We start from the raw sequence: 24615 nt of genomic DNA, 5'->3' as shown, positions 1-24615 counted from the left end.
ATGCGTTTCAACCGGATGCTGCTCTCCACGACACTCGTCGTGGTCGCCCTCGTCATCCAGGTCTCCGTCCTCGCCCGCCTCCAACTCCCCGGCGCCGTCCCCGACCTGCTGCTGCTCGTCGTTCTTGGCCTCGCCTTCGTGTACGGGCACATGGCCGGCGCCCTCATCGGCTTCGGCGCGGGCCTGCTCGCCGACCTCGCCCCGCCCGCCGACCACGCCGCGGGACGCTACGCACTCGTGCTCTGCGTCATCGGCTACCTCGCGGGGCTGGTGCGCCCCGACAACGGCCAGCTCAAGTCCGCCACCGGACCGATGGTCGTGGTCGTCGCGGCCGCCATCGGCTCGACGCTTCTGTACGCGGGGGTCGGCGCCCTCGTCGGCGACACCGCGGCCCGCCATGTGGGCCTGGGCAGCCTGCTGCTCACGGCCGCCGTCTACGACCTGCTGCTCGCGCCCTTCACCGTGCCGCTGATCATGGCCCTCGCCAGACGCGCCGAGAACGATCCGCTGTCCGAGAGTTCGAGCAGCGGCGGCGGCGACGTCGCCTCCGGCTGGCTCTCCTCCGGCACCGGTCTGCGGATCGGCACTCAGCGCGGCGGACTGCGGGTGAAGGCATCCAGGACGCGGGCGGCACGGGCCGGCCGCATCAAGGGAGTCAAGCGACTGTGACCGAGGGGGCAGCGTGAGCAACATTCCGGAGACCGGGCGGACCCCCCGGGTCCAGATCCGGCTCGTGATCATCCAGGTACTCGTCTTCTCCCTCCTGCTGACCCTCGGCGGACGCCTCTGGTACCTCCAGATCCGCAACGGCGAGGAGTACACCGACGAGGCCAAGAACAACCACGTCCAGCAGGTCGTCCAGCCCGCCGTCCGCGGCGAGATCCTCGACGCCCGCGGCATCCCGCTCGCCGACAACGAGACCCGCCTCGTGGTCTCCGCGTCCCGCACCGAGCTGATGAAGATGAACGACGACGGCAAGGGCGTGCTCACCCGTCTCGCGGCCGTCCTCGGCATGAAGCCGAAGGACGTCATGGACAAGGTCAGGCTCTGCGACGCCAAGACCCCTCAGCCCTGCTGGAACGGCTCGCCCTACCAGCCGATCCCGGTCACCGACGAGACCACCACGCAGCAGGCCCTGCAGATCCGTGAACGCGCCGAGGACTTCCCCGGCATCACCGCCGAACCCACCGCCGTACGCCGCTACACCGCTCCCGGCAAGGCCAACACCGCACAGGTGCTCGGCTATCTCTCGCCGGTCACCGACGAGGAGATCACCGAGGCCAAGGACACCAACTCGCCGTTCCTGCGCTCCGACCAGGTCGGCCGCTCGGGCATTGAGCGCACCTACGACAAGGAGCTGCGCGGCAAGGCAGGAGTCACCCGTTACGAGGTCGACAACCTCGGCCGCGTCATCGGTCAGGCCGCCAAGGACGAGGCCCAGCCCGGCGCCAACCTCGTCACCTCCATCGACGCACGTGTCCAGGCCGTCGCGGAGTACGAGCTCGACAAGGCGATGAAGACGGCCCGTGGGGAGTTCGACAAGAACACCGACGAGAACTACAAGGCCGACGCCGGTGCCGTCGTGGTGATGGAGAACAGGACCGGCCGGATCATCTCGATGGCCTCCCAGCCCACCTACGATCCCAACTCCTGGGTCGGCGGCATCTCCGCCAAGGACTACGCCAAGCTCACCGGAAAGGACTCCAACTACCCGCTGCTGAACCGCGCGATCCAGGGGCAGGCCGCCCCCGGCTCGATCTTCAAGGTCATCTCCTCGACGGCCGCGGTCAACGCCGGATACGAATTCGACGGCCACTACCCCTGCCCCAGCTCGTACTCGATCGGCGGCCAGGTCTTCAAGAACTTCGAGTCCCAGGGCCACGGTTCGATCACCCTCGGCCAGGCCCTTGAGGTCTCCTGCGACACCGTCTTCTATGCCCTCTCCCACCAGCAGTGGCAGAAGGACGGTGGGACGAAGCCCAAGAAGCACCCCAACGACTGGTTCTACAAGACCGCCCACCAGTTCGGTCTCGGCAAGGAGACCGGCATCGACCTCCCCAACGAGGTCAGCGGCCGTGTCCCCGACCGCCAGTGGAAGCAGCGCTTCTGGGAGGCCAACAAGGACAGCTGGTGCAAGCAGGGCAAGAAGAACGGCGACTACGTCGAGAAGATCGCCTACGAGAACTGCCTCGAAGGCAACCGTATGCGAGCGGGTGACTCCGTCAACTACTCCATCGGCCAGGGCGACACACTCGTCACCCCGATCCAGATGGCCACGATCTACGCCGCCATCGCCAACGGGGGCACGCTCTTCAACCCCACCATCGGCAAGGCGGTCATCAGCGCGGACGGCAAGAGCGTGCGGCAGATCAGACCCACGTCGCACGGCAAGCTCCCCATGAACTCCAAGACCCGCGGCCAGATAGACGAAGCCCTCGCGGGAGTCGCGACCCGCGGTACCGCCGCCTGGCGATTCGGCGGCTGGCCGCAGGACAAGATCCCGATGCACGCCAAGACGGGTACGGCGGAGGTCTACGGCAAGCAGACGACCTCCTGGTTCGTCTCGTACACCCCGGACTACACGATCATCATGACGATCGCCCAGGGTGGTACGGGTTCCGGCGCCTCGGGTCCCGCCGTGCGCAAGATCTACGAGGCGATGTACGGACTCGACGGGAAGGGCGGCCAGGACCTGAAGAAGGCCCTGCTGCCCGCGCCGCAGAAGGCGCTCCCCAAGATCCAGCCCGACGGCTCCATCGACGCCCCGGAGATCAAGCCGTACCGGCCGGCCGAAGAGGAACCGGACGAAACCCAGCAGCTCGCGGGCCCGCCCGCGCGGAGGGACTGAGCCATGGCCGGTACGAACGGCTTCTCCGTCTCCGGATACGGGCCCCGCCGCGGCGGCCTGTGGTCCCAGCTGAGCGCCCGTGACTCCATGGTGCGCAGGCTCGACTGGCCGCTGCTCTTCTCGGCAATCGCACTCTCCTTCGTCGGCTCGCTGCTGGTGTGGTCGGCGACGCGCGGGCGCACCGAGCTCAACCAGGGCGACCCGTACTACTTCCTGTTCCGGCACGCCCTCAACACCGGTATCGGCTTCGCGCTGATGGTCGGCACGATCTGGCTCGGGCACCGCACCCTGCGCGGCGCCGTACCGGTGCTGTACGGGCTGTCCGTGGTGCTCGTCCTGCTGGTGCTCACGCCGCTCGGCGCGACCATCAACGGCGCACACGCCTGGATCGTGATCGGCGGCGGATTCTCCCTCCAGCCCTCGGAGTTCGTGAAGATCACGATCATCCTGGGGACGGCGATGATGCTGGCCGCACGCGTGGACGCGGGCGACCTGGCGCATCCGGACCACCGGACGGTCGCCAAGTCGCTGGGCCTCGCGGTCCTTCCGATGGCGATCGTCATGCTGATGCCGGACCTCGGCTCGGTCATGGTGATGGCGGTGATCGTGCTCGGGGTGCTGCTCGCCTCGGGCGCGTCCAACCGCTGGATCCTCGGGCTCATCGGCGCCGGGGTCATCGGCGCGGTGCTGGTCACGGCCCTCGGACTGCTCGACGAGTACCAGATCAACCGCTTCGCCGCGTTCGCCAACCCGGAGCTGGACCCGGCCGGTGTCGGCTACAACACCAACCAGGCCAGGATCGCGATCGGATCGGGCGGGCTGACCGGCACGGGCCTGTTCAAGGGCTCGCAGACCACCGGCCAGTTCGTGCCCGAGCAGCAGACGGACTTCGTCTTCACCGTCGCGGGCGAGGAACTCGGCTTCCTGGGTGCGGGTCTGATCCTTCTGCTGCTCGGCATCGTGCTGTGGCGCGCCTGCCGGATCGCGCGCGAGACGACCGAGCTGTACGGCACGATCGTCGCCGCCGGGATCATCGCCTGGTTCGCGTTCCAGTCGTTCGAGAACGTCGGCATGACGCTCGGCATCATGCCGGTGGCTGGTCTGCCGCTGCCGTTCGTGTCGTACGGAGGCACGTCGATGTTCGCGGTCTGGATCGCCATCGGACTGCTCCAGTCGATCCGTGTTCAGAGGCCGATAACGGCTTAGGTGAACATTTTGGGCTGCCGCGCGGTCGTCCGGGCGACTAGATTCGGTTCATGGCGGACACGAAGCGTGAGATCGAGCGGAAGTACGAAGCCACTCCCGAGACCCGGCTGCCCGATCCCGGCAAGGTGCCCGGGGTCTCCGCTGTCGTCGACAAGGGCGTCGTCGAGCTGGACGCCGTCTACTACGACACCGCGGACCTGCGGCTCGCCGCCGCTTCGATCACCCTGCGGCGCAGAACGGGCGGGAGCGACGCGGGCTGGCACCTCAAACTTCCCGTCGCACCAGGCGTACGCGAAGAGATCACCGCGACCCTGTCCGACACGGTCCCGGGCGGTCTGACCAGGCTGGTCCGGGCCCGCACCCGGGACGCCGAACTCGTGCCCGTCGTACGGCTGCGGTCCTCCCGGGACATCCGCCACCTTCTGGACGGCGACGGCACGCTCCTCGCCGAGCTGAGCCGGGACTCCGTCCGTGCGGATCGCCTCACCGAAGGCGGCGGCAAGGCCGCCTGGGACGAGATCGAGGTCGAGCTCGCGGACGGCGGTGACCCCTCCTTCCTGGACACGGTCGACAAGAAGTTCCGCAAGGCGGGACTGGCGCCCGCCGCCGCGCCGTCGAAGCTGGCGAGGGCGCTGGCGGACACCGCCCCCAAGGGCGAGCGCGCCCCGCAGCAGCCGTCCCCGCCCGCCGATCCCGGCCCGGAGACCGCCGGCGGCCAAGTACTCGCCTATGTGCGGGAACAGGCCGACGCGCTGCTCGCCTACGACCCCGCCGTACGCCGCGATCTGCCCGACTCCGTCCATCAGATGCGGGTCGCCACCCGGCGGATGCGCAGCGCCTTCAAGACATTCCGGAAGGTCCTCGACCGGTCCGTCACCGACCCGGTCGGCGAGGAACTCAAGTGGCTCGCCGCCGAACTCGGTGTCGCCCGGGACCAGGAGGTCCTCGCCGAACGGCTCAAGTCGAGGATCGACGACGTGCCCAGGACCCTGCTCCTCGGCCCCGTGCGCGGGAGGCTGCGGCTGTGGAGCGTCGCCCACGGCTCGGGCGCCCGTCGCAAGGCAGTCGCCGTGCTCGACAGCAGGCGCTACCTCGCGCTTCTGGAGTCCCTGGACACCCTGCTCGCCGACCCACCGCTGCTGAAGGCGGCCGGCGGCGCGGCCGCCAGGGTGATCCCCGCGGCTGTGATCAATGACTACGCCCGGCTGGAGGGGCGGATCCACCACGCCCTGGAACTCCCGTCCGGCGAGGCCAGGGACCTGGCCATGCACGACGCCCGTAAGGCCGCCAAGCGCGCCAGGTACGCGGGCGAGGCGGCGACGCCCCTGCTCGGCAAGCCGGCCAAGAGGTTCACCAAGCGGATGAAGGCCGTGCAGAAGGTTCTCGGCGATCACCAGGACAGCGTCGTCGCCCGCGAGGCCCTGCGGAATCTCGCCATCCAGGCGCATGCGGCCGGGGAGTCCGCCTTCGCCTGGGGACTGCTCTACGGCCAGGAGGAGGCGGCCGCGGCGCAGCGCGAGGCGGAGCTGCCGGGGGTGTGGGAGAAGGCTTCGGCCCCGAAACTTCGGGCGGACCTGACCGGCTGAGCGTCAAGGTACGCTTGATGGTCACCCCAGCCCGCCTCCACGAGAGACACCGCGATGCCTGTCGAGTCGGTCTTCCCCCGCCTGGAAGCCCTCCTGCCGCACGTGCAGAAGCCCATTCAGTACGTCGGCGGTGAACTCAACTCCACCGTCAAGGACTGGGACGCCTGCGATATGCGCTGGGCGCTCATGTACCCCGACGCGTACGAGGTCGGACTGCCCAACCAGGGCGTCATGATCCTCTACGAGGTACTGAACGAACGCGAGGGCGTGCTGGCCGAGCGCACGTACAGCGTCTGGCCGGACCTCGAAGAGCTGATGCGGGAGCACAAGGTCCCGCAGTTCACCGTGGACTCCCATCGTCCGGTGAAGGCCTTCGACGTCTTCGGGCTGAGCTTCTCCACCGAGCTCGGCTACACCAACATGCTCACCGCACTCGATCTCGCGGGCATCCCGCTGGCGGCCAAGGACCGGACGATCGACGACCCGATCGTCCTCGCGGGAGGCCACGCTGCCTTCAACCCCGAGCCGATCGCGGAGTTCATCGACTGCGCGGTCATCGGCGACGGCGAGCAGGCCGTCCTCGACATGACCGGGATCATCCGCGAGTGGAAGGCCGAAGGCCGGCCGGGCGGGCGCGAAGAGGTCCTCTTCCGCCTCGCCAGAACGGGCAATGTCTACGTTCCGGGCTTCTACGACGTCGAGTACCTGCCCGACGGCCGCATCGGCCGCGTCGTCCCCAACAAGTCGGGCGTGCCGTGGCGTGTGTCCAAGCACACCGTCATGGACCTCGACGAGTGGCCCTACCCCAAGCAGCCGCTCGTGCCCCTCGCCGAGACCGTCCACGAACGGATGTCGGTGGAGATCTTCCGCGGCTGCACCCGCGGCTGCCGCTTCTGCCAGGCCGGCATGATCACGCGCCCCGTACGGGAGCGAAGCATCACCGGCATCGGCGACATGGTCGAGAAGGGCCTCAAGGCGACCGGCTTCGAGGAGGTCGGACTGCTGTCGCTGTCCTCCGCGGACCACAGCGAGATCGGCGACATCGCCAAGGGTCTGGCCGACCGGTACGAGGAAGACAAGATCGGCCTCTCGCTGCCGTCGACCCGGGTCGACGCCTTCAATGTCGACCTGGCCAACGAGCTGACCCGCAACGGCCGTCGCTCGGGTCTGACCTTCGCCCCCGAGGGCGGCTCCGAGCGGATGCGCAAGGTCATCAACAAGATGGTCTCCGAAGAGGACCTGATCCGAACCGTCTCGACGGCGTACGGCAACGGCTGGCGCCAGGTGAAGCTGTACTTCATGTGCGGCCTGCCCACCGAGACCGACGAGGACGTGCTCCAGATCGGCGACATGGCGGTCAAGGTCATCGCCGAGGGCCGAAAGGTCTCCGGCCAGAACGACATTCGCTGCACGGTCTCCATCGGCGGCTTCGTGCCCAAGCCGCACACCCCCTTCCAGTGGGCCCCGCAGCTGAGCGCCGAGGAGACGGACGCCCGCCTGGAGAAGCTGCGCGACAAGATCCGCGGCGACAAGAAGTACGGCCGTTCCATCGGCTTCCGCTACCACGACGGCAAGCCCGGCATCGTCGAGGGGCTGCTCTCGCGCGGCGACCGCCGGGTGGGTGCCGTCATCCGCGCCGTCTACGAGGACGGCGGCCGCTTCGACGGATGGCGTGAACACTTCTCGTACGACCGCTGGATGGCGTGTGCCGCCAAGACGCTGCCCGAGTTCGGTGTGGACGTCGACTGGTACACCACCCGCGAGCGCACCTACGAGGAGGTCCTGCCCTGGGATCACCTTGACTCCGGTCTCGACAAGGACTGGCTCTGGGAGGACTGGCAGGATGCGCTCGACGAGACCGAGGTCGAGGACTGCCGCTGGACGCCGTGCTTCGACTGTGGCGTCTGTCCTCAGCTCGGCCTGGACATCCAAATCGGCCCGACCGGCAAGAAGTTGCTGCCGCTGACGGTCGTCAAGTAGAGCTCGGGGAAGGGCCCGGCCACAGGGGAAATCCCCGTGGCCGGGCCCTCGCGCGTCCCGGCACAATGGCGCGATGCCGCAGCTCGTGACGCCTGAAGTCCGTTTCCGTGTCTCCTTCGTCGAGGCCATGCGCGAGGACGTCGCCCGGGGCGAGTTCTTCGGCGACACCCTCATCAGGGAGCTCAGGGAGTACGGCGGGACCTGGCACGAGCCCGACGGCTTCGCGCGCTATGTCGCCGCGATCCGCGAGGAGGAGCTGGAGGAGGGCCGCCGGCCCGAGGGCTTCGTGCCTGCCAGCTGGTACTGGTATGTGGACGGGGGCACCTATCTCGGGCGTATCCAGATACGGCACCGCCTCACCCCGTTCCTGCGTGAAGCCGGCGGGCACATCGGTTACGGCGTGCGGCCCGGCGCACGACGGAAGGGGTATGCAACGGCGATGCTCCGTGACGCCCTTCCCTGTGCGCGCTCCCTCGGCCTTGATCGCGTGCTCCTCACCTGCGACACCACCAACACCGCTTCCCGCAAGGTCATTGAGGCGAATCACGGGATCCTGGAGGACGAGCGCGGGGGAAAGCGCCGGTACTGGATCCGGACAGGGTCGTAGCGCGTCATGGCTGACATGGAGTACGAGAAGTCCCCCCAGGCATACGGGAGTCATCAGGCGCCCGCCCACTACCAGCCAGGCGAGGGGTGTCTGACCACGGTCGTCCGGGTCCCGGTGCGGATCGTGGTGCTGCTGGTGGTCGTTCCCGTACGGATGCTGTGGGACCTGCTCGTCGTCTGCGGGGTCGCCCTGGACCGCGTCCTGCTGAGGCCGGCATGCCGCGCTCTGGTCCGGCTGTACGAGAGCGTGCTCGCACCCCTCGCGCTCTTCCTCGGCAAGGCGTTGTTCGTGTGGCCGTGGGTGGTGCTGTGGCGGTATGTCGTGGTGCCGGTGGTGACGTACGGGCTGGTGGTGCCGGTGGTGTGGGTCTACCGGCAGTTGCTGACACCGCTCGGCCACGGCATTGCCTGGCTCGTCGAGAACCTGCTGCTCGCGCCCGCGCGCTGGCTCCACCGACGGCTGCTCATCCCGGTCGGGCACGGCATCGCCGCCGTGCTCGGCCGGCTGGGCAACGCGCTCTTCGTGTGGCCGTGGGTGCTGCTGTGGCGGTATGTCGTGGTGCCGGTGGTGACGTACGGGCTGGTGGTTCCCGTGGTGTGGGTCTACCGGCAGTTGCTGACGCCGCTCGGCCACGGCATTGCCTGGCTGCTCAGCGTGACGGGACGCGGCATCGCCGCCGTCTGCCGCGGGGTGTGGGTGGCGGTCGTCTGGCTGGTCGTGACACTGCTGGTGACGCCTGTCGCCTGGGTCTACCGGCGCATCCTCGCCCCCGTCGGACGCGAGATCGCCGACGCCTTCGCTTTCGCCTGGCGCATCGCCGGATACCTCTCGCACGCCGTCGGCATGGCCCTGAAGTGGCTCGCCCGGAATCTGGTCGGCCGCCCGGTGCGCTGGTTCTACCAGGTCGTCTGCACCCCCGTCGGGCACGCGCTGCGCGACGGGATCTGGCGTCCGGCGAAGAAGGCCGCCGTCGAGGCGGGACGGGCCGCCCGGGGAGCGCTGCGATCGGCCCGCGAGACGGTACGACAGGCCAGGCGAGAGGCCTGGAGGGCGCTGGTCGGCGGGCCACCTGCGACCGTGCCCGGGGAACCGGTGGCGCGGCAGGCGCGTAGGCTGGGTGATACGCAACAAACACGGACCGTTCCCGGCGCGGCGGCCGAACCCGAGATCTCCCTGCACAAGCAGGGGTGAGCCGGTCAGGCCCCCAGGGAACACCCCCGCACGTCCGAGGGCGGCGCGCCCCCCGCGCCCGCCCCGCACCGAGGAGAAGAACCACTGGGCAAGCGACAGCCCGAAGGCCCGCCGCCCGCACCGGCGGTGCAGCGCATCCGACTGCGCTACACCAAGCGCGGCCGCCTCCGGTTCACCAGCCATCGAGACTTCCAGCGTGCCTTCGAGCGGGCGCTGCGCCGTGCCGAGGTGCCCATGGCGTACTCGGCGGGCTTTACCCCGCACCCCAAGGTCTCCTACGCCAATGCCGCACCCACCGGCACGGGCAGTGAGGCCGAGTATCTGGAGATCGCCCTCACCGAGCACCGCGATCCCGACAAGCTGCGTGAGCTGCTTGACGAGTCGCTGCCCGGGGGGCTCGACATCACCGACGCCGTCGAAGCCCGTACGTCCGGGCTCGCCGACCGGCTCACCGCTTCCGTGTGGGAGCTTCGGCTCGACGGGGTGGAAGCCGACGACGCTTCACGGGCCGTGTCCGCCTTCCTCGCTGCCGAGACCGTAGAGGTCGAGCGCAAGACGAAGAACGGCATGCGGACCTTCGACGCACGAGGCGCCGTGGCAGACCTGCAGGCGCTCCATTCACCGTCCGACGCCGGCGTCGGCTCCACCGGCGCGGCTGCCGCCGCCGACATCAATAGGCCGGGGGACGGGCGCTGTGCGATACTGCGGCTGGTTGTTCGGCACGTAACACCTGCCGTGCGACCCGACGACGTCCTGTCCGGTCTCCGAGCTGTGGCCGACCTGGCGCCGCCGGTCCCCGCAGCGGTGACCAGGCTGGCGCAGGGGCTCTTCGACGAGGAGTCCGGCACGGTGACCGACCCGCTCGCGCCCGACCGCGAGGCATTTCCGGCCGCTACACCCACGGCCGCCGGAATCGCCGCCGCGACGGCGCCGGGTCCCGCCGCGTAAGGGCAGTCGTTGTAGCGCAGCCCTGGTACTCGGGAGCCACCTGGGTCGGGCCGCGCACTGACAGGAGACTTTCGCCAGGCCGTACGTACATCGCGTACGGAACCGGCGAGCCATACATCAGCTCCCGTGCGGCGCCCGCGCCCCGGACGGCGGCACCGCGAACATCACGCGGGCCGTGACCGGACCGGAATCAGGCGTGGCGCCCGGGAGCGTGACGGGAGAACCGCCCGCATGCACGAGCCGAACGAATCCGGCACCGCCGGAGAGACCGAGAACAATTCACCCAGCGATACGCTGCCGCCGCGCCGCAGGCGCCGTGCAGCATCGCGTCCCGCAGGGCCGCCGACGGTGGCCGCGGATTCCACGGCCGCTGAGGTCACGGCGGACGTCGCCGAGACCCCTGTCGTGGCCGATGTCGCGGAGAGCGAGACCGAGGCCGCCGCGCCGCGTACGCGTCGTCGTGCCACCCGCAAGGCGACCGCGCCCGCCGGGGCGCCGCAGCCTGCAGAGGCCCCCGAGGCCCAGGAGACCGCCGGCGAGCCGGAGGCCGAGGCCGCCGCGCCGCGCACCCGTCGTCGTGCGACCCGTAAGGTCACCGCGCCCGCCGGCGCCCCGGAGCCCGCAGAGGCCCCCGAGACAGCCGCCGAGCCGGAGGCCGAGGCCGCCGCGCCGCGCACCCGCCGCCGTGCCACCCGCCAGGTGACCGCTCCCGAGCCGGTTGTCGAGCCCGCTGCCACCGAGCCCGCCGAGGACGAGACCGAGGCCGAGGCTCCCGCGCCGCGTGGCCGTGCCCGCCGTCGGGCATCAGCGCCCGCCGGTGCGCCGCAGCCTGTGGAGGCGGCGGAGAGCGCCGAGGCGCCTGAGGTTGCCGCTGAGCCGGAGGCCGAGACCGCCGCGCCGCGCAGCCGTCGTCGGGCCACTCGCAAGGTCACCGCACCCGCCACGCAGGCCGTCGAGGCCGAGGCGGACGAGGATGTCGTCGAGGCGGGCGAGAGCCTGCCCACCGGCACCGTCGCCCAGATCACCTCCGCCGAGGCCGAGGTCGCGGCCGCCGAGAAGGCGGCCACCCGGGGGCGTACGCGCCGTCGCGCCGTCACGCCCGAGTTCGCCCAGCCCGCGAAGGCGGAGCCGGCCAAGGCAGAGCCCGAGAAGGCCGAGAGCGAGAAGTCCGAGGCGCCCGCACGCGGTCGCCGGGCCGGCCGGCCCGCCGTGGCCGTGTTCCAGGCCCCCGTCTTCACAGAGCCCATGTTCCAGACGCCGGAGACGGCCGCCGCGGCCGCCGCCGCTGCCGTGGACACGGAGCCGGAAGAGGACGAGGACGTCGCGGAGCCGGTGGCCGAGACCGCCGCCCCCGAGCCCGCGGGCCGTCGCCGCCGTCGCCGCCGTGGTGAGGCCGCCGAGCCGGCCGAAGCCCCCGCGCAGCAGGCCGAGCCGGAGACCGAGGCGGAGACCGAGGCGGAGACCGAGGGCGAGGAGTCGGACGAGTTCGACGAGCGCCCCTCGCGTCGTCGCCGCCGTGGCGGCCGTCGCCGTCGCCGCGGTGAGCCCGCCGACACCGACGAGACCTCGGAGGAGCCTTCCGAGGAGCCCGCCGCCGAAGAGGCCCAGTACGACGAAGAGGCCGAGGAGGAACAGGGCGAGAACGAGACTCCCTCGGCCGCCGGAACCTCCAGCAGCCGTCGCCGCCGTCGCCGTCGCCGTCGCAGCGGTGAGCCCGCCGAGGGCGAGGAGACCGTTTCCGGCGACCCGGAGCGTACGGTCGTCAAGGTCCGCGAGCCGCGCCCCGCCCGCGCCAAGAGCGACGAGCCGTCCGACGAGGTTCAGTCGATCAAGGGCTCGACGCGTCTGGAGGCGAAGAAGCAGCGGCGCCGCGAGGGCCGCGAGCAGGGCCGCCGTCGTGTGCCGATCATCACCGAGGCCGAGTTCCTCGCCCGCCGCGAGGCCGTCGAGCGTGTGATGGTCGTCCGCCAGAGCGGTGAGCGCACCCAGATCGGCGTCCTCGAGGACAACGTGCTCGTCGAGCACTACGTCAACAAGGAGCAGGCGACCTCCTACGTCGGCAATGTCTACCTGGGCAAGGTGCAGAACGTACTGCCGTCCATGGAGGCCGCGTTCGTCGACATCGGCAAGGGACGCAACGCCGTTCTGTACGCGGGTGAGGTCAACTTCGAGGCGCTGGGCATGGCCAACGGTCCGCGCCGGATCGAGGCCGCTCTCAAGTCCGGCCAGTCGGTCCTCGTCCAGGTGACCAAGGACCCGATCGGCCACAAGGGCGCCCGCCTGACCAGCCAGGTCTCGCTGCCCGGCCGCTACCTGGTCTATGTGCCCGAGGGCTCGATGACCGGTATCAGCCGCAAGCTGCCCGACACCGAGCGCGCCCGTCTGAAGACCATCCTCAAGAAGATCGTCCCCGAGGACGCGGGCGTCATTGTCCGTACCGCCGCCGAGGGCGCGAGCGAGGACGAGCTGCGCCGCGACGTCGAGCGTCTGCAGGGGCAGTGGGAAGACATCCAGAAGAAGGCCAAGGGCGGCAGCTCCAACGCCCCGACCCTTCTCTACGGTGAGCCGGACATGACCGTCCGGGTTGTCCGCGACATCTTCAACGAGGACTTCACAAAGGTCATCGTCAGCGGCGACGAGGCCTGGCAGACCATTCACGGGTACGTCAACCATGTAGCCCCGGACCTGACCGACCGGCTGTCCAAGTGGACGTCCGAGGTCGACGTCTTCGCGACCTACCGGATCGACGAGCAGCTGATGAAGGCGCTGGACCGCAAGGTCTGGCTGCCGAGCGGCGGTTCGCTGGTGATCGACAAGACCGAAGCCATGGTCGTGATCGACGTCAACACCGGCAAGTTCACCGGTCAGGGCGGCAATCTCGAGGAGACCGTCACCAGGAACAACCTGGAGGCGGCCGAGGAGATCGTGCGCCAGCTGCGGCTGCGCGACCTGGGCGGCATCGTCGTCGTCGACTTCATCGACATGGTCCTGGAGTCCAACCGCGACCTGGTCATGCGCCGTCTGCTCGAATGCCTGGGCCGTGACCGTACGAAGCACCAGGTGGCCGAGGTCACCTCGCTGGGCCTGATCCAGATGACCCGTAAGCGGGTGGGCCAGGGTCTGCTGGAGTCCTTCTCCGAGACCTGCGTCCACTGCAACGGCCGTGGCGTGATCGTGCACATGGAGCAGCCGACCGCCCCCGGTGGCGGTGGCGGCAAGCGCTCCAAGAAGCGCGGCCGCGGCGGCGCGGAGCAGGTCCAGGAGCAGGAGGCAGCAGCCGAGGTCGCGGCAGAGACCGAGGCAGCCGAGGCAGAGACCGAGGCGGAGGTTGCCGCCGAGGTGGCTGCCCCGGTGGCGCTGGCGGAGCCTGAGTTCGTGCCGGACGAGGAGCTGTACAGCAGCGCCGCCGAGGCCGAGGCCGCCGCCACGCGCGGCCGTGGCCGCCGCCGGGCGACCCGCAAGGTCACCGCTCCGGCCGGTGCGCCGAAGGCCGCGGCCCCCGCGGCCGAGGCCGAGGTCGTCATCGAGGCCAAGGCTGAGGCTCCCAAGGCCGAGGCGCCGGTTGCCGAGCCGGAGGCCGCCGTCTCCGATGAGGCGCCCGCTCCCGAGGCCGCTCCGGCGGGCCGCACTCGCCGCCGGGCCACCCGTAAGGCGACGGCTCCGGCCGGTGCCCCGAAGGCGGCCGAGACGACTCCGGTCGACGCGGAGGTGGTCATCGAGGCCAAGGCTGAGGCTCCCAAGGCCGAGGCGCCGGTTGCCGAGCCGGAGGCCGCCGTCTCCGATGAGGCTCCCGTCTCGGCACCGCCGCGTGCGCGCCGCCGGGTGACCCGCAAGGTCACCGCTCCCGCCGGTTCGCCGTCGGGCGCCGAGGAGGCCGCGATCGTCGTGGTTCCCGCGACGGCCGAGCCCCAGGCGGAGCCGGAGGCCGGGGCCGACGGCGCTCCTGCCAAGAAGGCCGCACGCAAGACCGCCAAGAAGGCGACCGCGAAGAAGGCCGCCACCAAGAAGACGGCGGCCAAGAAGACCGCGGCGAAGAAGACGACTGCGAAGAAGGCCGGTGCGAAGAAGTCCACCGCGGCGGCCGAGCAGCAGTCGCTGCCCACAGTGACGGCGACCACTGAGAGCTGAACAGTTGATGAGCCTTCAGTGAACGCACCGTGTCCCATCTCGCAGACTGCGGGGTGGGACACGGTTTTTGTCGCCGAATCGATGCAGGGCTGCGTTAACAGCCCCGAAATTGACTAGGAAATCCCTGATAATGTGACGGCGGTCGCTGCCGGGTGAGGGCCCCGTTCCGGACACTACGGTGGGTGACCGGCCCGGTTCGGGACAAGACCGGTCCCAGATCCTCGGTAGGGCGTTGGCTTTGCGCCGGAGGGGTATGCGCGGCCTCGTGAGACGTCCGCTCCGCCCCTGACCTCTGCCACATAGAGCTCTTGCGGTGTTCAAGGAGGACGTCCATGACGAGCAGCAACCAGCAGCCCATCCCCGCTGCACGCCCGGTCATCGGTGAGGAAGAGATCGAGGCCGCAGTACGCGTACTGCGCAGCGGCAGGGTCGTACAGGGCCCCGAAGTCGCCGCGTTCGAGGAGGGCTTCTCGGAGCTCGTCGAGGGGCGCCACTGCGTGGCCGTCAACTCGGGTACCTCCGCACTGCACCTCCTTCTGCTGGCCTTGGGCATCGGCCCGGGTGACGAAGTAATCGTGCCTTCGTTCTCGTTCGCCGCCTCGGCGAACGCCGTCCGCCTTGTCGGCGCCGATGTCGTCTTCGCAGACATCGAGCCGGGCAGCTTCGGCCTGGACCCCGCCGCCGTCGAGGCCGCGATCACCCCGCGCACCGCCGCGATCATGCCGGTCCACCTGTACGGCCACCCCGCCGCGATGGACAAGCTCATGCCCATCGCCGCCAAGCACAAACTGGCCGTCGTCGAAGACGCCTGCCAGGCACACGCCGCCGCGCTGAACGGCACCCCCGTCGGCGCGTTCGGCTCGGGTGGCACCTTCAGCTTCTACCCGACCAAGAACATGCACTCCCTCGAGGGCGGCATGATCTCCACTGCCGACGCCGAGACCGCCCGAACCCTGCGCCTCCTGCGCAACCAGGGCATGGAGCAGCGGTACGCCAACGAGATCGTCGGCGCCAACATGCGGATGACCGATGTCGCGGCCGCCGTCGGCCGCGTACAGCTGTCGAAGCTGGGCGGCTGGACCGAGCGGCGCATCGCCAACGCCGCGTACCTCACCGAGCACATCACCGCGCCGAACGTGCAGACGCCCACCGTCGCCGAGGGCGCGCGTCACATCTACCACCAGTACACGATCCGGGTCGCCGGAGACCGCGACGCCGCCATGGCGAAGCTCACCGAGGCGGGCGTCGGCAACGCCGTCTACTACCCGACCCCGATCCACCGGCTGAAGCCGTACTGGGAGCCGGACCAGAAGGCCGGCCGTAACTGGGACCTGCCCGAGACCGAGCGTGCGGCGGCCGAGGTCGTCTCCCTGCCGGTGCACCCTTCGCTGTCCGCGGAGGACCTCGAGCGGATCGTCACCGCCGTGAACGAGCTTGGAGAGAACCTGTGACCACCGCCCAGGGACTGAGGGCCGGCCTGATCGGCATCGGCTCGATGGGCCGCCACCACGCCCGCGTACTCGCCGGCCTGGAGGGCGTCGAACTCGTCGCCGTCGTCGACCCGATGGGTGACAAGAACGGCTGGGGCCAGGGCGCCCCGGTGCTGTCGACCGTCGAGGAGCTCATCGCGCTCGGCATCGACTACGCAGTGGTGGCGTGCCCGACCGCCCTGCACGAGGAGGTCGGCCTCAAACTCGCCGAGGCCGGAGTCGGCGCGCTCGTCGAGAAACCCGTCGCGGACACCGTCGAGGGCGCCCGCCGCCTCGTCGATGCCTTCGAGTCGCGCGGCCTGGTCGCCGGCGTCGGCCACATCGAGCGCTGCAACCCGGCGCTGCGCTCCCTGCGCCAGCGCCTGGAGGCCGGCGAGCTCGGCGACGTCTACCAGGTCGTCACCCGCCGCCAGGGCCCCTTCCCGCACCGCATCGCCGATGTCGGCGTGGTCAAGGACCTCGCCACCCACGACATCGACCTCACGGGCTGGGTGACCGGTCAGACGTACACCTCGATCTCCGCGCGTACGGTCTCCAAGTCGGGCCGTCCGCACGAGGACATGGTCTCCGCGGTCGGTCAGCTCTCCGACGGCACCATGGTCAACCACCTGGTCAACTGGCTGAGCCCGCTCAAGGAGCGCTTCACCTCGGTCACCGGCGAGAAGGGCTGCTTCATCGCGGACACCCTCACCGCCGACCTGACCTTCTACTCCAACGCCGCCCAGGCCACCGAGTGGGAGGCGCTGCAGGCCTTCCGCGGTGTCGCCGAGGGCGACATGATCCGTTACGCCATCCCGAAGCGCGAGCCGCTGCTGGTCGAGCACGAACTCTTCCGTGACGCCGTCCTCGGGAAGTCGCACGACATTTGCACGCTGCGCCAGGGTCTTCGTACGGTCGAGGTCGCAGCAGCCGTTCTGGAGTCCGCCGCCACGGGCATCACCGTCGATCTCTCCGCGTACCCCGCGGCCCAGTAGGGCGAGGAGCCTTGACCAGTCCTGATGTCACCGTCGTCGTCGCCGTGTACAACACGATGCCGTATCTGACGGAATGCCTTAACTCCCTTGTCGGGCAGAGCATTGGCCGGGACAGGCTCGAGATCGTGGCCGTCGACGACGGTTCCACGGACGAGAGCGGAGCGGAGCTCGACCGGTTCGCGAAGAAGTACCCGGACACCGTCACGGTGATCCACCAGGCGAACTCCGGTGGTCCGGCCGCGCCCAGCAACAGGGCGCTGGACGTGGCCACCGGACGTTACGTCTACTTCATCGGCGCCGACGACCACCTCGGCAAAGAGGCGCTGGCGCGGATGGTGGCGTACGCCGACAAGCACGACTCCGACGTCGTGATCGGCAAAATGGTCGGCACGAACGGCCGCTATGTCCACCAGGCGCTCTTCAGGAAGAGCGACCCGGACATCAGTCTGTACGACTCGGAGCTGCCGTTCACGCTGGCCAACACCAAGCTGTTCCGCCGTGAGCTGGTGGACAAGTACAAGCTGCGCTTTCCCGAGGACCTCCCGGTCGGCAGTGACATGCCCTTCACGATCGAGGCGTGTGTCCGGGCCCGGAAGATCTCGGTGATGGCGGACTACACGTGCTACTACGCCGTGAGGCGCGGGGACTCCAGCAACATCACCTACCGTGCCGATCATCTGTCGCGGCTGCGCTGCACGGCCGAGATCATGAAGCACGCGGCCGGGCTCGTCGAGGCGGGCCCTCAGCGGGACCACCTCCTCAAGCGGCACTTCACCTGGGAGCTCGCGAAGCTCGTCCAGGAGGACTTCCCGTCGCTGGACGCCCAGACCCGCGTCGAGGTGTGCGCCGGTATCGCCCGTCTCGCGGACGAGTACTTCACGGACGCGCTGCGTGACTCCATGGACGTCAAGCGGCGGGTGCGGATCGGGCTGGCCCAGCGGGGCGCGGTCGAGGAGCTTGTGCAGGCCATCACCGACGAGGCCGGGGCGCCGGTCCTGGTCGAGGACGGCCGCGCTTTCGTCCGCTACCCGGGGTTCCGCACCGCTGGGCTGGACCTGCCCGACCGCCTCTTCGAGGCGGACGCCGCGTCCCTTCCCGCGGTGCTGGCCGATGCCACCGGCCTGGTCTCTGCCGAATGGGAGCAGACCGGAGATCAGCTGACGCTCGCTGTTGCCGTACGGGCCGGTGTGGTGGGGGACACCGACTCTGCCGTCATCCGTCTGGTGAACGGCGCCATGCCCAAGAGCTCGGACAAGGCGGGCGGCCGCAAACTGCTGGACGGGCACAAACTGCCCGCGCCTGTGGGCGAGTTCAGCCGCGAGCCCATGCCCGACGGAAGCGGCACCCTGCTCCGGGCCCGGATCCCGGTCGAGCCGCAGCGGGCCAAGCTCGGCGTCCGCGTCCACCTGGACGTGGCAGGCTCGATGTACGAGATCCCGGTGAAGACCTGCGGGCTGCCGCTGCCGCTCGCACGGCGGTGGCGGGAGACCATCCCTTACCGCGTCTCCGCCAACGCGAACCCCAAGGGACGGCTGGTCATCACCACTGCCCCCCTGTGGGAGCCCAGAATCGGCTGGGCCACGCGCCTGCGCTCCCTGCTGTCCCGTGTCCCGCGCCTGCGCGCCCTGCTGTCCCGTGTGAAGAGGAAACTGACCCGATGAATATCTGTGTAGTCGCGCTGGGCAAGATCGGCCTGCCGCTCGCCGTCCAGTTCGCCGCCAAGGGCCACAAGGTCATCGGCGCCGACGTCAACGAGAAGGTCGTCGAGCTGGTCAACGCCGGCACCGAGCCCTTCCCGGGCGAACACGACCTCGACCGTCTTCTCAAGGAGACCGTCGGCGCCGGGCTGCTGTCCGCGACCACCGACACCGCCTCGGCCGTCGCCGAGTCCGACGCCGTCGTGGTCGTCGTCCCGCTGTTCGTGGACGCCGAGGGCGTGCCGGACTTCGGCTGGATGGACTCCGCAACCAAGGCGATCGCCGCTGGTCTGAGGCCCGGCACCCTCGTCTCGTACGAGACCACCCTGCCGGTCGGCACCACCCGCACCCGCTGGGCCCCGATGCTGGAGCAGGGATCGGGTCTCACCGCGGGCAAGGACTTCCACCTGGTCTTCTCGCCGGAGCGGGTGCTCACCGGCCGGGTCTTCGCCGACCTGCGCCGCTACCCGAAGCTCGTCGGCGGTATCGACGAGGCCTCCACGAAGCACGGTGTGGAGTTCTACGAGCAGGTGCTCGACTTCGACGAGCGTGCGGACCTGGCGCAGCCGAACGGCGTCTGGGACCTCGGCACCGCCGAGGCCTCCGAGCTGGCGAAGCTCGCCGAGACCACCTACCGCGACGTCAACATCGGCCTGGCGAACCAGTTCGCCCGTTTCGCCGACAAGAACGACATCGACGTCAAGAAGGTCATCGAGGCCTGCAACTCGCAGCCCTACAGCCACATCCACCAGCCCGGCATCGCCGTCGGCGGCCACTGCATCCCGATCTACCCGCGGATGTATCTGTGGAACGACCCGGAGGCCACCGTCGTGCGCTCGGCGCGCGAGGCGAACGCCGCCATGCCGGAGTACGCCGTCGACCTGCTGGCCGCCGCCTACGGCGACCTGGACGGTGTGGGTGTGCTGGTGCTCGGCGCCGCCTACCGCGGCGGTGTGAAGGAGACGGCCTTCTCCGGCGTCTTCCCGACCGTCGAGGCGCTCAAGGCGCGCGGTGCGGTGCCCTTCGTGTCGGACCCGATGTACACGGCCGACGAGCTCACCGCGCACGGTCTGACCCCGCACGAGGGCCAGACCGTCACCGCCGCGATCCTGCAGGCCGACCACGCCGAGTACCGTGAGCTGGCCGCGTCCGACCTGCCGGACGTCCGCGTCCTGGTCGACGGGCGGCGCACCACCGACCCGGCGCGCTGGGAAGGCGTACGCCGGGTCGTCATCGGCGGCTGATGTAGTACGCAGTACTGGAGCAACACACAGGCCCCGTCCCGAGTCACCGGGACGGGGCCGTTCCGCAAGGGGAATTGACATGACGTGGCTGATCACGGGCGGCGCCGGATTCATCGGCTCCCATGTGGTGAAGGCGATGACCGACGGTGGCGAGAGCGTCGTCGTCCTCGACGATCTGAGCACCGGCAGCGCCGGCCGGCTGCCCGCGGGTGTGCGGCTGGAGGTCGGCTCCGTCCTCGACCGTGAGCTGCTCGGCCGTGTCCTGGCCGAGCACGCGATCACCGGAGTCGTACACATCGCGGGCAAGAAGCAGGTCGCCGAATCGGTCGAGAAGCCCCTGTTCTACTACCGCGAGAACGTCGAGGGTCTGCGGACCCTTCTCGAAGCATCGGCAGCGGCAGGCGTCGGCCGGTTCCTCTTCTCCTCGTCGGCGGCCGTCTACGGCATGCCCGACGTCGACCTGGTGACCGAGGCGACGCCGTGTCTGCCGATGAGCCCGTACGGCGAGACCAAGCTCGCCGGTGAATGGCTGGTCACCGCCGTCGGCAGGGCGCACGGCATGGCGACCGCCTCCCTGCGCTACTTCAACGTCGCCGGCGCGGCCTCTGCGGAGCTGGGCGACGAGGGCATCTTCAACCTCGTGCCGATGGTCTTCGAGCGCCTCACCGCGGGCGAGCCGCCGCGCATCTTCGGCGACGACTACGCGACGCCCGACGGCACCTGCATCCGTGACTACATCCACGTCGAGGACATCGCCTCCGCGCATGTCGCGGCGGCGCGGCGGCTCGCCGCGGACCCCTCGGCCTCGCTGGTCCTCAACATCGGCCGCGGCGAAGGGGTTTCGGTCGCGGAGATGGTCGACATCATCCTTGACGTCACCGGGCACGCGGACAGCAAGGCCGAGGTCACGGACCGCAGGCCGGGCGATCCGGCCCGTGTCGTGGCCGCCGCCGACCGCATCCGCGGGGAACTCGGCTGGGAGGCCCGCCACGATGTGCGCGCGATGGTGACTTCGGCGTGGGAGGGCTGGTGCCTGCGCCACCCGGAGGCTCGCGGCTGACCCGCTCGCACCCCGCACGTACGTCGAAGGGCCCCCGGGACATCCCGGGGGCCCTTCGACGTACTGCCTCAACAGCCCTACTCGCCGAGCAGCAGCTCGTCGAAGCGGCGGCTCACCACCGGCCAGTCCCACGCGGACAGCGCGTGCTCGGAGGCCAGCTTGCCCGCGTTGCGCCAGCTCTCCTCGGTCGCCGTGGTCTCCAGGATCCGCTTCGCGGCCTCCTCGGGGGAGCCGACGACCCAGCCCTCGGGGTAGAGGGTGCGGGCGCTGTGCTCGCGTCCGGCGTAGAACGGCCAGTCGCGGACGACGGGGACGGCGGCACTCGCCGCGCCCTCCATCAGACCGACGTGGCAGCCCTCACGCACCGACGAGCTCAGGATCGTGCCGATCCCGGTCAGCGCGGACGGTACGTCGTCCGTCGGCCCGAGACGTACCACGGCACCGGACTCCACCAGCGGCTCGAGCTGCCTCTCGAACTCCTTCAGGTAGTCGCTGGTGGCACGGCTGGTCTTGGGATCCATGTCCCCGCCGACCAGCAGCAGCCGGTAGCGCTCGTCCTGCTTGCGTACGCGCTCCAGGACGTCGATGGCCCACAGCGGGTCCTTCGCCACCTGGGAGACACCGATGAGCCCGAGGTTGAAGCGGGCGTCGGCGGGCTTCGCGCGGTTGAAGGCGCTCAGGTCCATGGCGTTGTCGATCATGTGCGTACGAGGCGCCTCGGGACCGCGGAGCTGCGGCACCAGAGCGGTCGTCAGGTCCTGCACATGGTCGGCGACGTAGATGAGGTCGTCCACGCGGGAGAAGTCCACCAGGTGCGGCCACCGGGTGAAGGCCTCGTAGCTGTGCAGCCGGACCACGATCCGGGTGTCGCCCGGGTCGATCGTCGTGAGCATCACGGCCGGCGCCACACACCAGTCGAGGAACACCGTGTCGGCCCAGTCCAGATGGGGCCGCATCAGCTGCTCGACCTGCTCCGCGTAGAGCGCGTCGCCCCCGAGACGGTTCTCTATCATCCGCCGGCCGGCCCATGCGATGCGCTTCATGGCCGTGGTGGACGCCAGGTCCAGGTAGCGGACCTCGACGCCCTGGTGGGCCTCGTAGTGGGACAGGATCAGCTTGAGGAAGTTGTCGTTGGCGCTCGTGGTGACCAGCAGCCGCAGCGGCCGGTCCTTCGGAGGCGTCGCGGCCGGGGTCTTCCTGCCCTGCGGCTGCTGGATCTTCTTCATGACCGCCGAGGCGTGCACCGGCGCCGAGAAGGCGGCCGGGTCGCCGGCCAGCGGCGAGCTGAGCTGGTCGATGTGGATGACACGGTGGAAACCGAGGACGAGGGCACGGTCCAGCGTGGACGCCGCGGTCGCGGGATCGCCCGCCTTGAACTCTTCGTCCGAGGCGGTCAGCAGTTCCTTGAGCGTGCTGTCCAGAGCGCGCGGCGGGACACCCCGCTTCAGCTCGGTCTTGGCCGCCTCGTCCAGCAGCCCCGCCTTGATCGTGCGGTTCGAGATGCTCTGTGCGGCAGTGGTCAGCGCGAGCGTCGCGCCGCCCGGCCGGCCTGCCCAGCGCATGCCCTCGGCCACCTGGCGGGACAGACGCGCCCGGACGTTGGCCGGAACACCGGGTGCGCCGAGCGCGGTGCGCCACAGCCGGGCACCGACGCTGCTGCGCATCAGGGGACGCGCCGTGGCCGTACGGATCACGGTCTCGGGCAGCGCCTTGGCTTGGCGGCGTACGTCGCCGACGATCACCGAGCGCGGCGGGAGCGTCCGGCGCTTGACCGGGGCCGAGGACCGCTGCGGGTCCGACAGGGCCCGCAGCGCCGGCGCGATGCCGAAACTGGCGTCCGCGTCGGTGTACTGGGACAGCCGCCAGACCGTGTACACGGCGTTGGCGTCGAGTGCGACGAGCTGGTGCGCTCCCAGGCCGTGGCGGCGAAGCCACGGATTGCGGCGGATCTGGATCCACAGGCGACGGCTCGCCGGAAGCTTGCGCAGCTTGCGGCGGGTCGCGGTGCGCAGATGCCCTATGCCGTACGGCAGTGGCTGGTACCCGTCCAGTTCGAGCCGGTCGATCTCCTCCTGGCAGGTCTTCGTGTCGAAGGCACAGGCCAGGTAGACGCGCGCGCCCTGGGCGCGGAACTTCTGCACCGCGCCGGCCAGCACGCCGAGTTGCGGCTGGGCGGCGGCGACGAGCAACACATCGGTCACTGGGTGGATCCTCCGGCGACGATCGACTTCGATGAGAGGTCGTCCACATCCGTGGCTTCGGCAGTCTGGGGGACGACGCCCTCCGCGGGCGCGGCCTGTACACCGTGCTCGGCGGCGAGCCGGTCGACGAGGTTCTTCACGGCGACCGACATCAGGGCCTCGCGGGTGAACTGGTCGGCGTGCGCCATCGCTTCCGCGTGAACCTCGTCGCTCGTCTCGACGGCCATGTGGGCCGCCCTCACGAAGGACTCCGTCAGTCCCTCCTCGTCGATCCCGACGGCACCGGTCCACAGGGGATGACCGTTGAGAACGTTCGAGGCGTCGTGCTCGACGACGTGCGCCGAGACGATCGGCAGGCCCGTGGCCATGTACTCGTACACCTTGCCGGAGGTCACGAAGCGACCGCCGATCAGGATGAGCACCATGGCGTCCCAGCGGGCGTAGATGGAGGAGACCTCGGCCTTGGCGGCGGGACCGCCGAAGAACACGCCGTCCGCTTCGGCCTGCTTTAGCATCTCGGAGTGCTTGTTGGCCTCGCGGCCCGCTCCGTTGCCGATGTGGCCGCGTACCTCGAAGCGCGCGTTGGCGAGCAGCGGCTCCTTCTCACGGGCCGCGCGCCAGGCGTTGAGCACCGTCTCCAGGTGCGCGGGCGTGAAGTTGACCGTGCCCAGGTAGCCGAAGACCAGACCCGACTCGGGGTCGGGGTTGTGGGCGCGGCCGGGCGAGCTGTCCGCGTCGTAGCCGTTGCGCACGACCTCGACACGGGAGGCGAACTCCGGGTAACGGGCGCGGTAGTGGTCGGCGATCGGGTCGTTGACCACCCACAGCGAGACCGCGTTGTCGAGGACCTTCTGTTCCCAGCGGCCCATCTCGGAGTCCTTGGTGAACGCCTCGATGCCGGTGATCACATCGATGGACCAGCCGTCGCGGAAGTCCACGGCGTACGGGACCTTGGCCTCTTCCCAGAGCTTCCAGGCCGCGGCGAGATTCACGTACGGAACACAGCTGGCAACGAGCAGATCCGCCGGGTGCTCCCGGTGGATGTCGAGCACCGCCTGCTCCAGATCGCCGCGCCACTCGCCGAAGTTCGGCTCGGGGAACGTCTTCTGCTGCCGCTTGCGCAGCCGCGACACCCAGCTGTTGGGGTTGAGCGCGCGGTCCTCGCTGTAGAGCCGGATGTCCGTTTCCAGGTCCTCACGGGACAGCGGCAGCTCGACGATCTTCACCCGCGGGTCGACCTGCTCCAGAAGGGTCAGGTCGACACCCGAGTCCCGCTCCCAGGACTCCTGGGCGATATTGACGACGGTGACGTCCCAGCCTGCGTAGCAGAACTGGTTCGCCGTCTCGCGCATGCGGTAGGCGCTGCTTTTTGCAGCCGGCGGGAAGCCGATGGCGAGATAAATGACGTGCGGGCGCGGGCCTTCTGAGGGCAGCCCGGACCTGGGAGACGCTGAC

The 24615-nt window shown here is 69.9% G+C and carries 16 protein-coding genes; 14 read left to right on the top strand and 2 right to left on the bottom strand.

Annotated features, from left to right (window positions below):
* From mreD to galE, 14 genes are all read left to right on the top strand, one after another.
* A complete protein-coding gene (mreD, locus tag FBY35_RS30415; protein ID WP_142217153.1) occupies nt 1-669 on the top strand; it encodes a rod shape-determining protein MreD in 669 nt (222 codons plus the stop codon).
* Between the two features lie 13 nt (nt 670-682).
* The gene (gene mrdA / locus FBY35_RS30410; RefSeq protein ID WP_142217152.1) at nt 683-2848 is read left to right on the top strand and encodes a penicillin-binding protein 2; all 2166 of its coding nucleotides are present in this window, start codon (nt 683-685) and stop codon (nt 2846-2848) included.
* 3 nt (nt 2849-2851) lie between these two features.
* The gene (rodA, locus tag FBY35_RS30405; protein ID WP_142217151.1) at nt 2852-4054 is read left to right on the top strand and encodes a rod shape-determining protein RodA; all 1203 of its coding nucleotides are present in this window, start codon (nt 2852-2854) and stop codon (nt 4052-4054) included.
* A 50-nt stretch (nt 4055-4104) separates the two neighbouring features.
* Nucleotides 4105-5640 (top strand): CYTH and CHAD domain-containing protein, encoded by a 1536-nt coding sequence (locus FBY35_RS30400; RefSeq protein WP_142217150.1) that lies wholly within the window; start codon nt 4105-4107, stop codon nt 5638-5640.
* Between the two features lie 54 nt (nt 5641-5694).
* Entirely contained in the window at nt 5695-7620 is a 1926-nt protein-coding gene (locus FBY35_RS30395) for a TIGR03960 family B12-binding radical SAM protein (protein WP_142217149.1), read from the top strand.
* A gap of 73 nt (nt 7621-7693) precedes the next feature.
* Nucleotides 7694-8227 (top strand): GNAT family N-acetyltransferase, encoded by a 534-nt coding sequence (locus FBY35_RS30390; RefSeq protein WP_142217148.1) that lies wholly within the window; start codon nt 7694-7696, stop codon nt 8225-8227.
* 6 nt (nt 8228-8233) lie between these two features.
* A complete protein-coding gene (locus FBY35_RS30385) occupies nt 8234-9418 on the top strand; it encodes a hypothetical protein (protein ID WP_142217147.1) in 1185 nt (394 codons plus the stop codon).
* Between the two features lie 126 nt (nt 9419-9544).
* The gene (locus tag FBY35_RS30380; RefSeq protein WP_142217146.1) at nt 9545-10366 is read left to right on the top strand and encodes a TIGR03936 family radical SAM-associated protein; all 822 of its coding nucleotides are present in this window, start codon (nt 9545-9547) and stop codon (nt 10364-10366) included.
* A 231-nt stretch (nt 10367-10597) separates the two neighbouring features.
* The gene (locus FBY35_RS30375) at nt 10598-14494 is read left to right on the top strand and encodes an Rne/Rng family ribonuclease (protein ID WP_142217145.1); all 3897 of its coding nucleotides are present in this window, start codon (nt 10598-10600) and stop codon (nt 14492-14494) included.
* Between the two features lie 332 nt (nt 14495-14826).
* On the top strand, nt 14827-15945 hold the full coding sequence (locus FBY35_RS30370; protein ID WP_142217144.1) for a DegT/DnrJ/EryC1/StrS aminotransferase family protein: 1119 nt from the start codon (nt 14827-14829) through the stop codon (nt 15943-15945).
* Nucleotides 15942-16958, top strand: coding sequence for a Gfo/Idh/MocA family protein (locus FBY35_RS30365; protein WP_142217143.1), 1017 nt, complete (start codon nt 15942-15944; stop codon nt 16956-16958). The genes FBY35_RS30370 and FBY35_RS30365 overlap by 4 nt, the downstream gene beginning before the upstream one ends.
* An 11-nt stretch (nt 16959-16969) precedes the next feature.
* Nucleotides 16970-18619, top strand: coding sequence for a glycosyltransferase (locus tag FBY35_RS30360; RefSeq protein WP_142217142.1), 1650 nt, complete (start codon nt 16970-16972; stop codon nt 18617-18619).
* Entirely contained in the window at nt 18616-19899 is a 1284-nt protein-coding gene (locus FBY35_RS30355) for a nucleotide sugar dehydrogenase (RefSeq protein ID WP_142217141.1), read from the top strand. Before FBY35_RS30360 ends, FBY35_RS30355 begins: the two co-directional genes overlap by 4 nt.
* Nucleotides 19900-19978: 79 nt before the next feature.
* Nucleotides 19979-20959: a UDP-glucose 4-epimerase GalE gene (galE, locus tag FBY35_RS30350; RefSeq protein ID WP_142217140.1), complete on the top strand. Its 981-nt coding sequence runs from the start codon at nt 19979-19981 to the stop codon at nt 20957-20959.
* Between the two features lie 77 nt (nt 20960-21036).
* On the opposite strand, the gene FBY35_RS30345 is transcribed toward galE, so the two are convergent.
* Together FBY35_RS30345 and FBY35_RS30340 are read right to left on the bottom strand one after the other, a co-directional pair.
* Nucleotides 21037-23160 carry a glycosyltransferase family 4 protein gene (locus FBY35_RS30345; RefSeq protein WP_142217139.1) on the bottom strand — a complete coding sequence of 708 codons (2124 nt, stop codon included), beginning with the start codon at nt 23158-23160 and terminating at the stop codon, nt 21037-21039.
* Nucleotides 23157-24512, bottom strand: a complete 1356-nt coding sequence (locus FBY35_RS30340) for a glycosyltransferase (protein ID WP_222123186.1) — start codon at nt 24510-24512, stop codon at nt 23157-23159. Before FBY35_RS30340 ends, FBY35_RS30345 begins: the two co-directional genes overlap by 4 nt.
* Nucleotides 24513-24615: the final 103 nt, after the last annotated feature.

It is taken from the genome of Streptomyces sp. SLBN-118 (genome assembly GCF_006715635.1).
Lineage (GTDB): Bacteria > Actinomycetota > Actinomycetes > Streptomycetales > Streptomycetaceae > Streptomyces.
The sequence above is the reverse complement of the archived record's forward strand: the minus strand, read 5'-3'. Positions and strand labels throughout refer to the sequence as shown.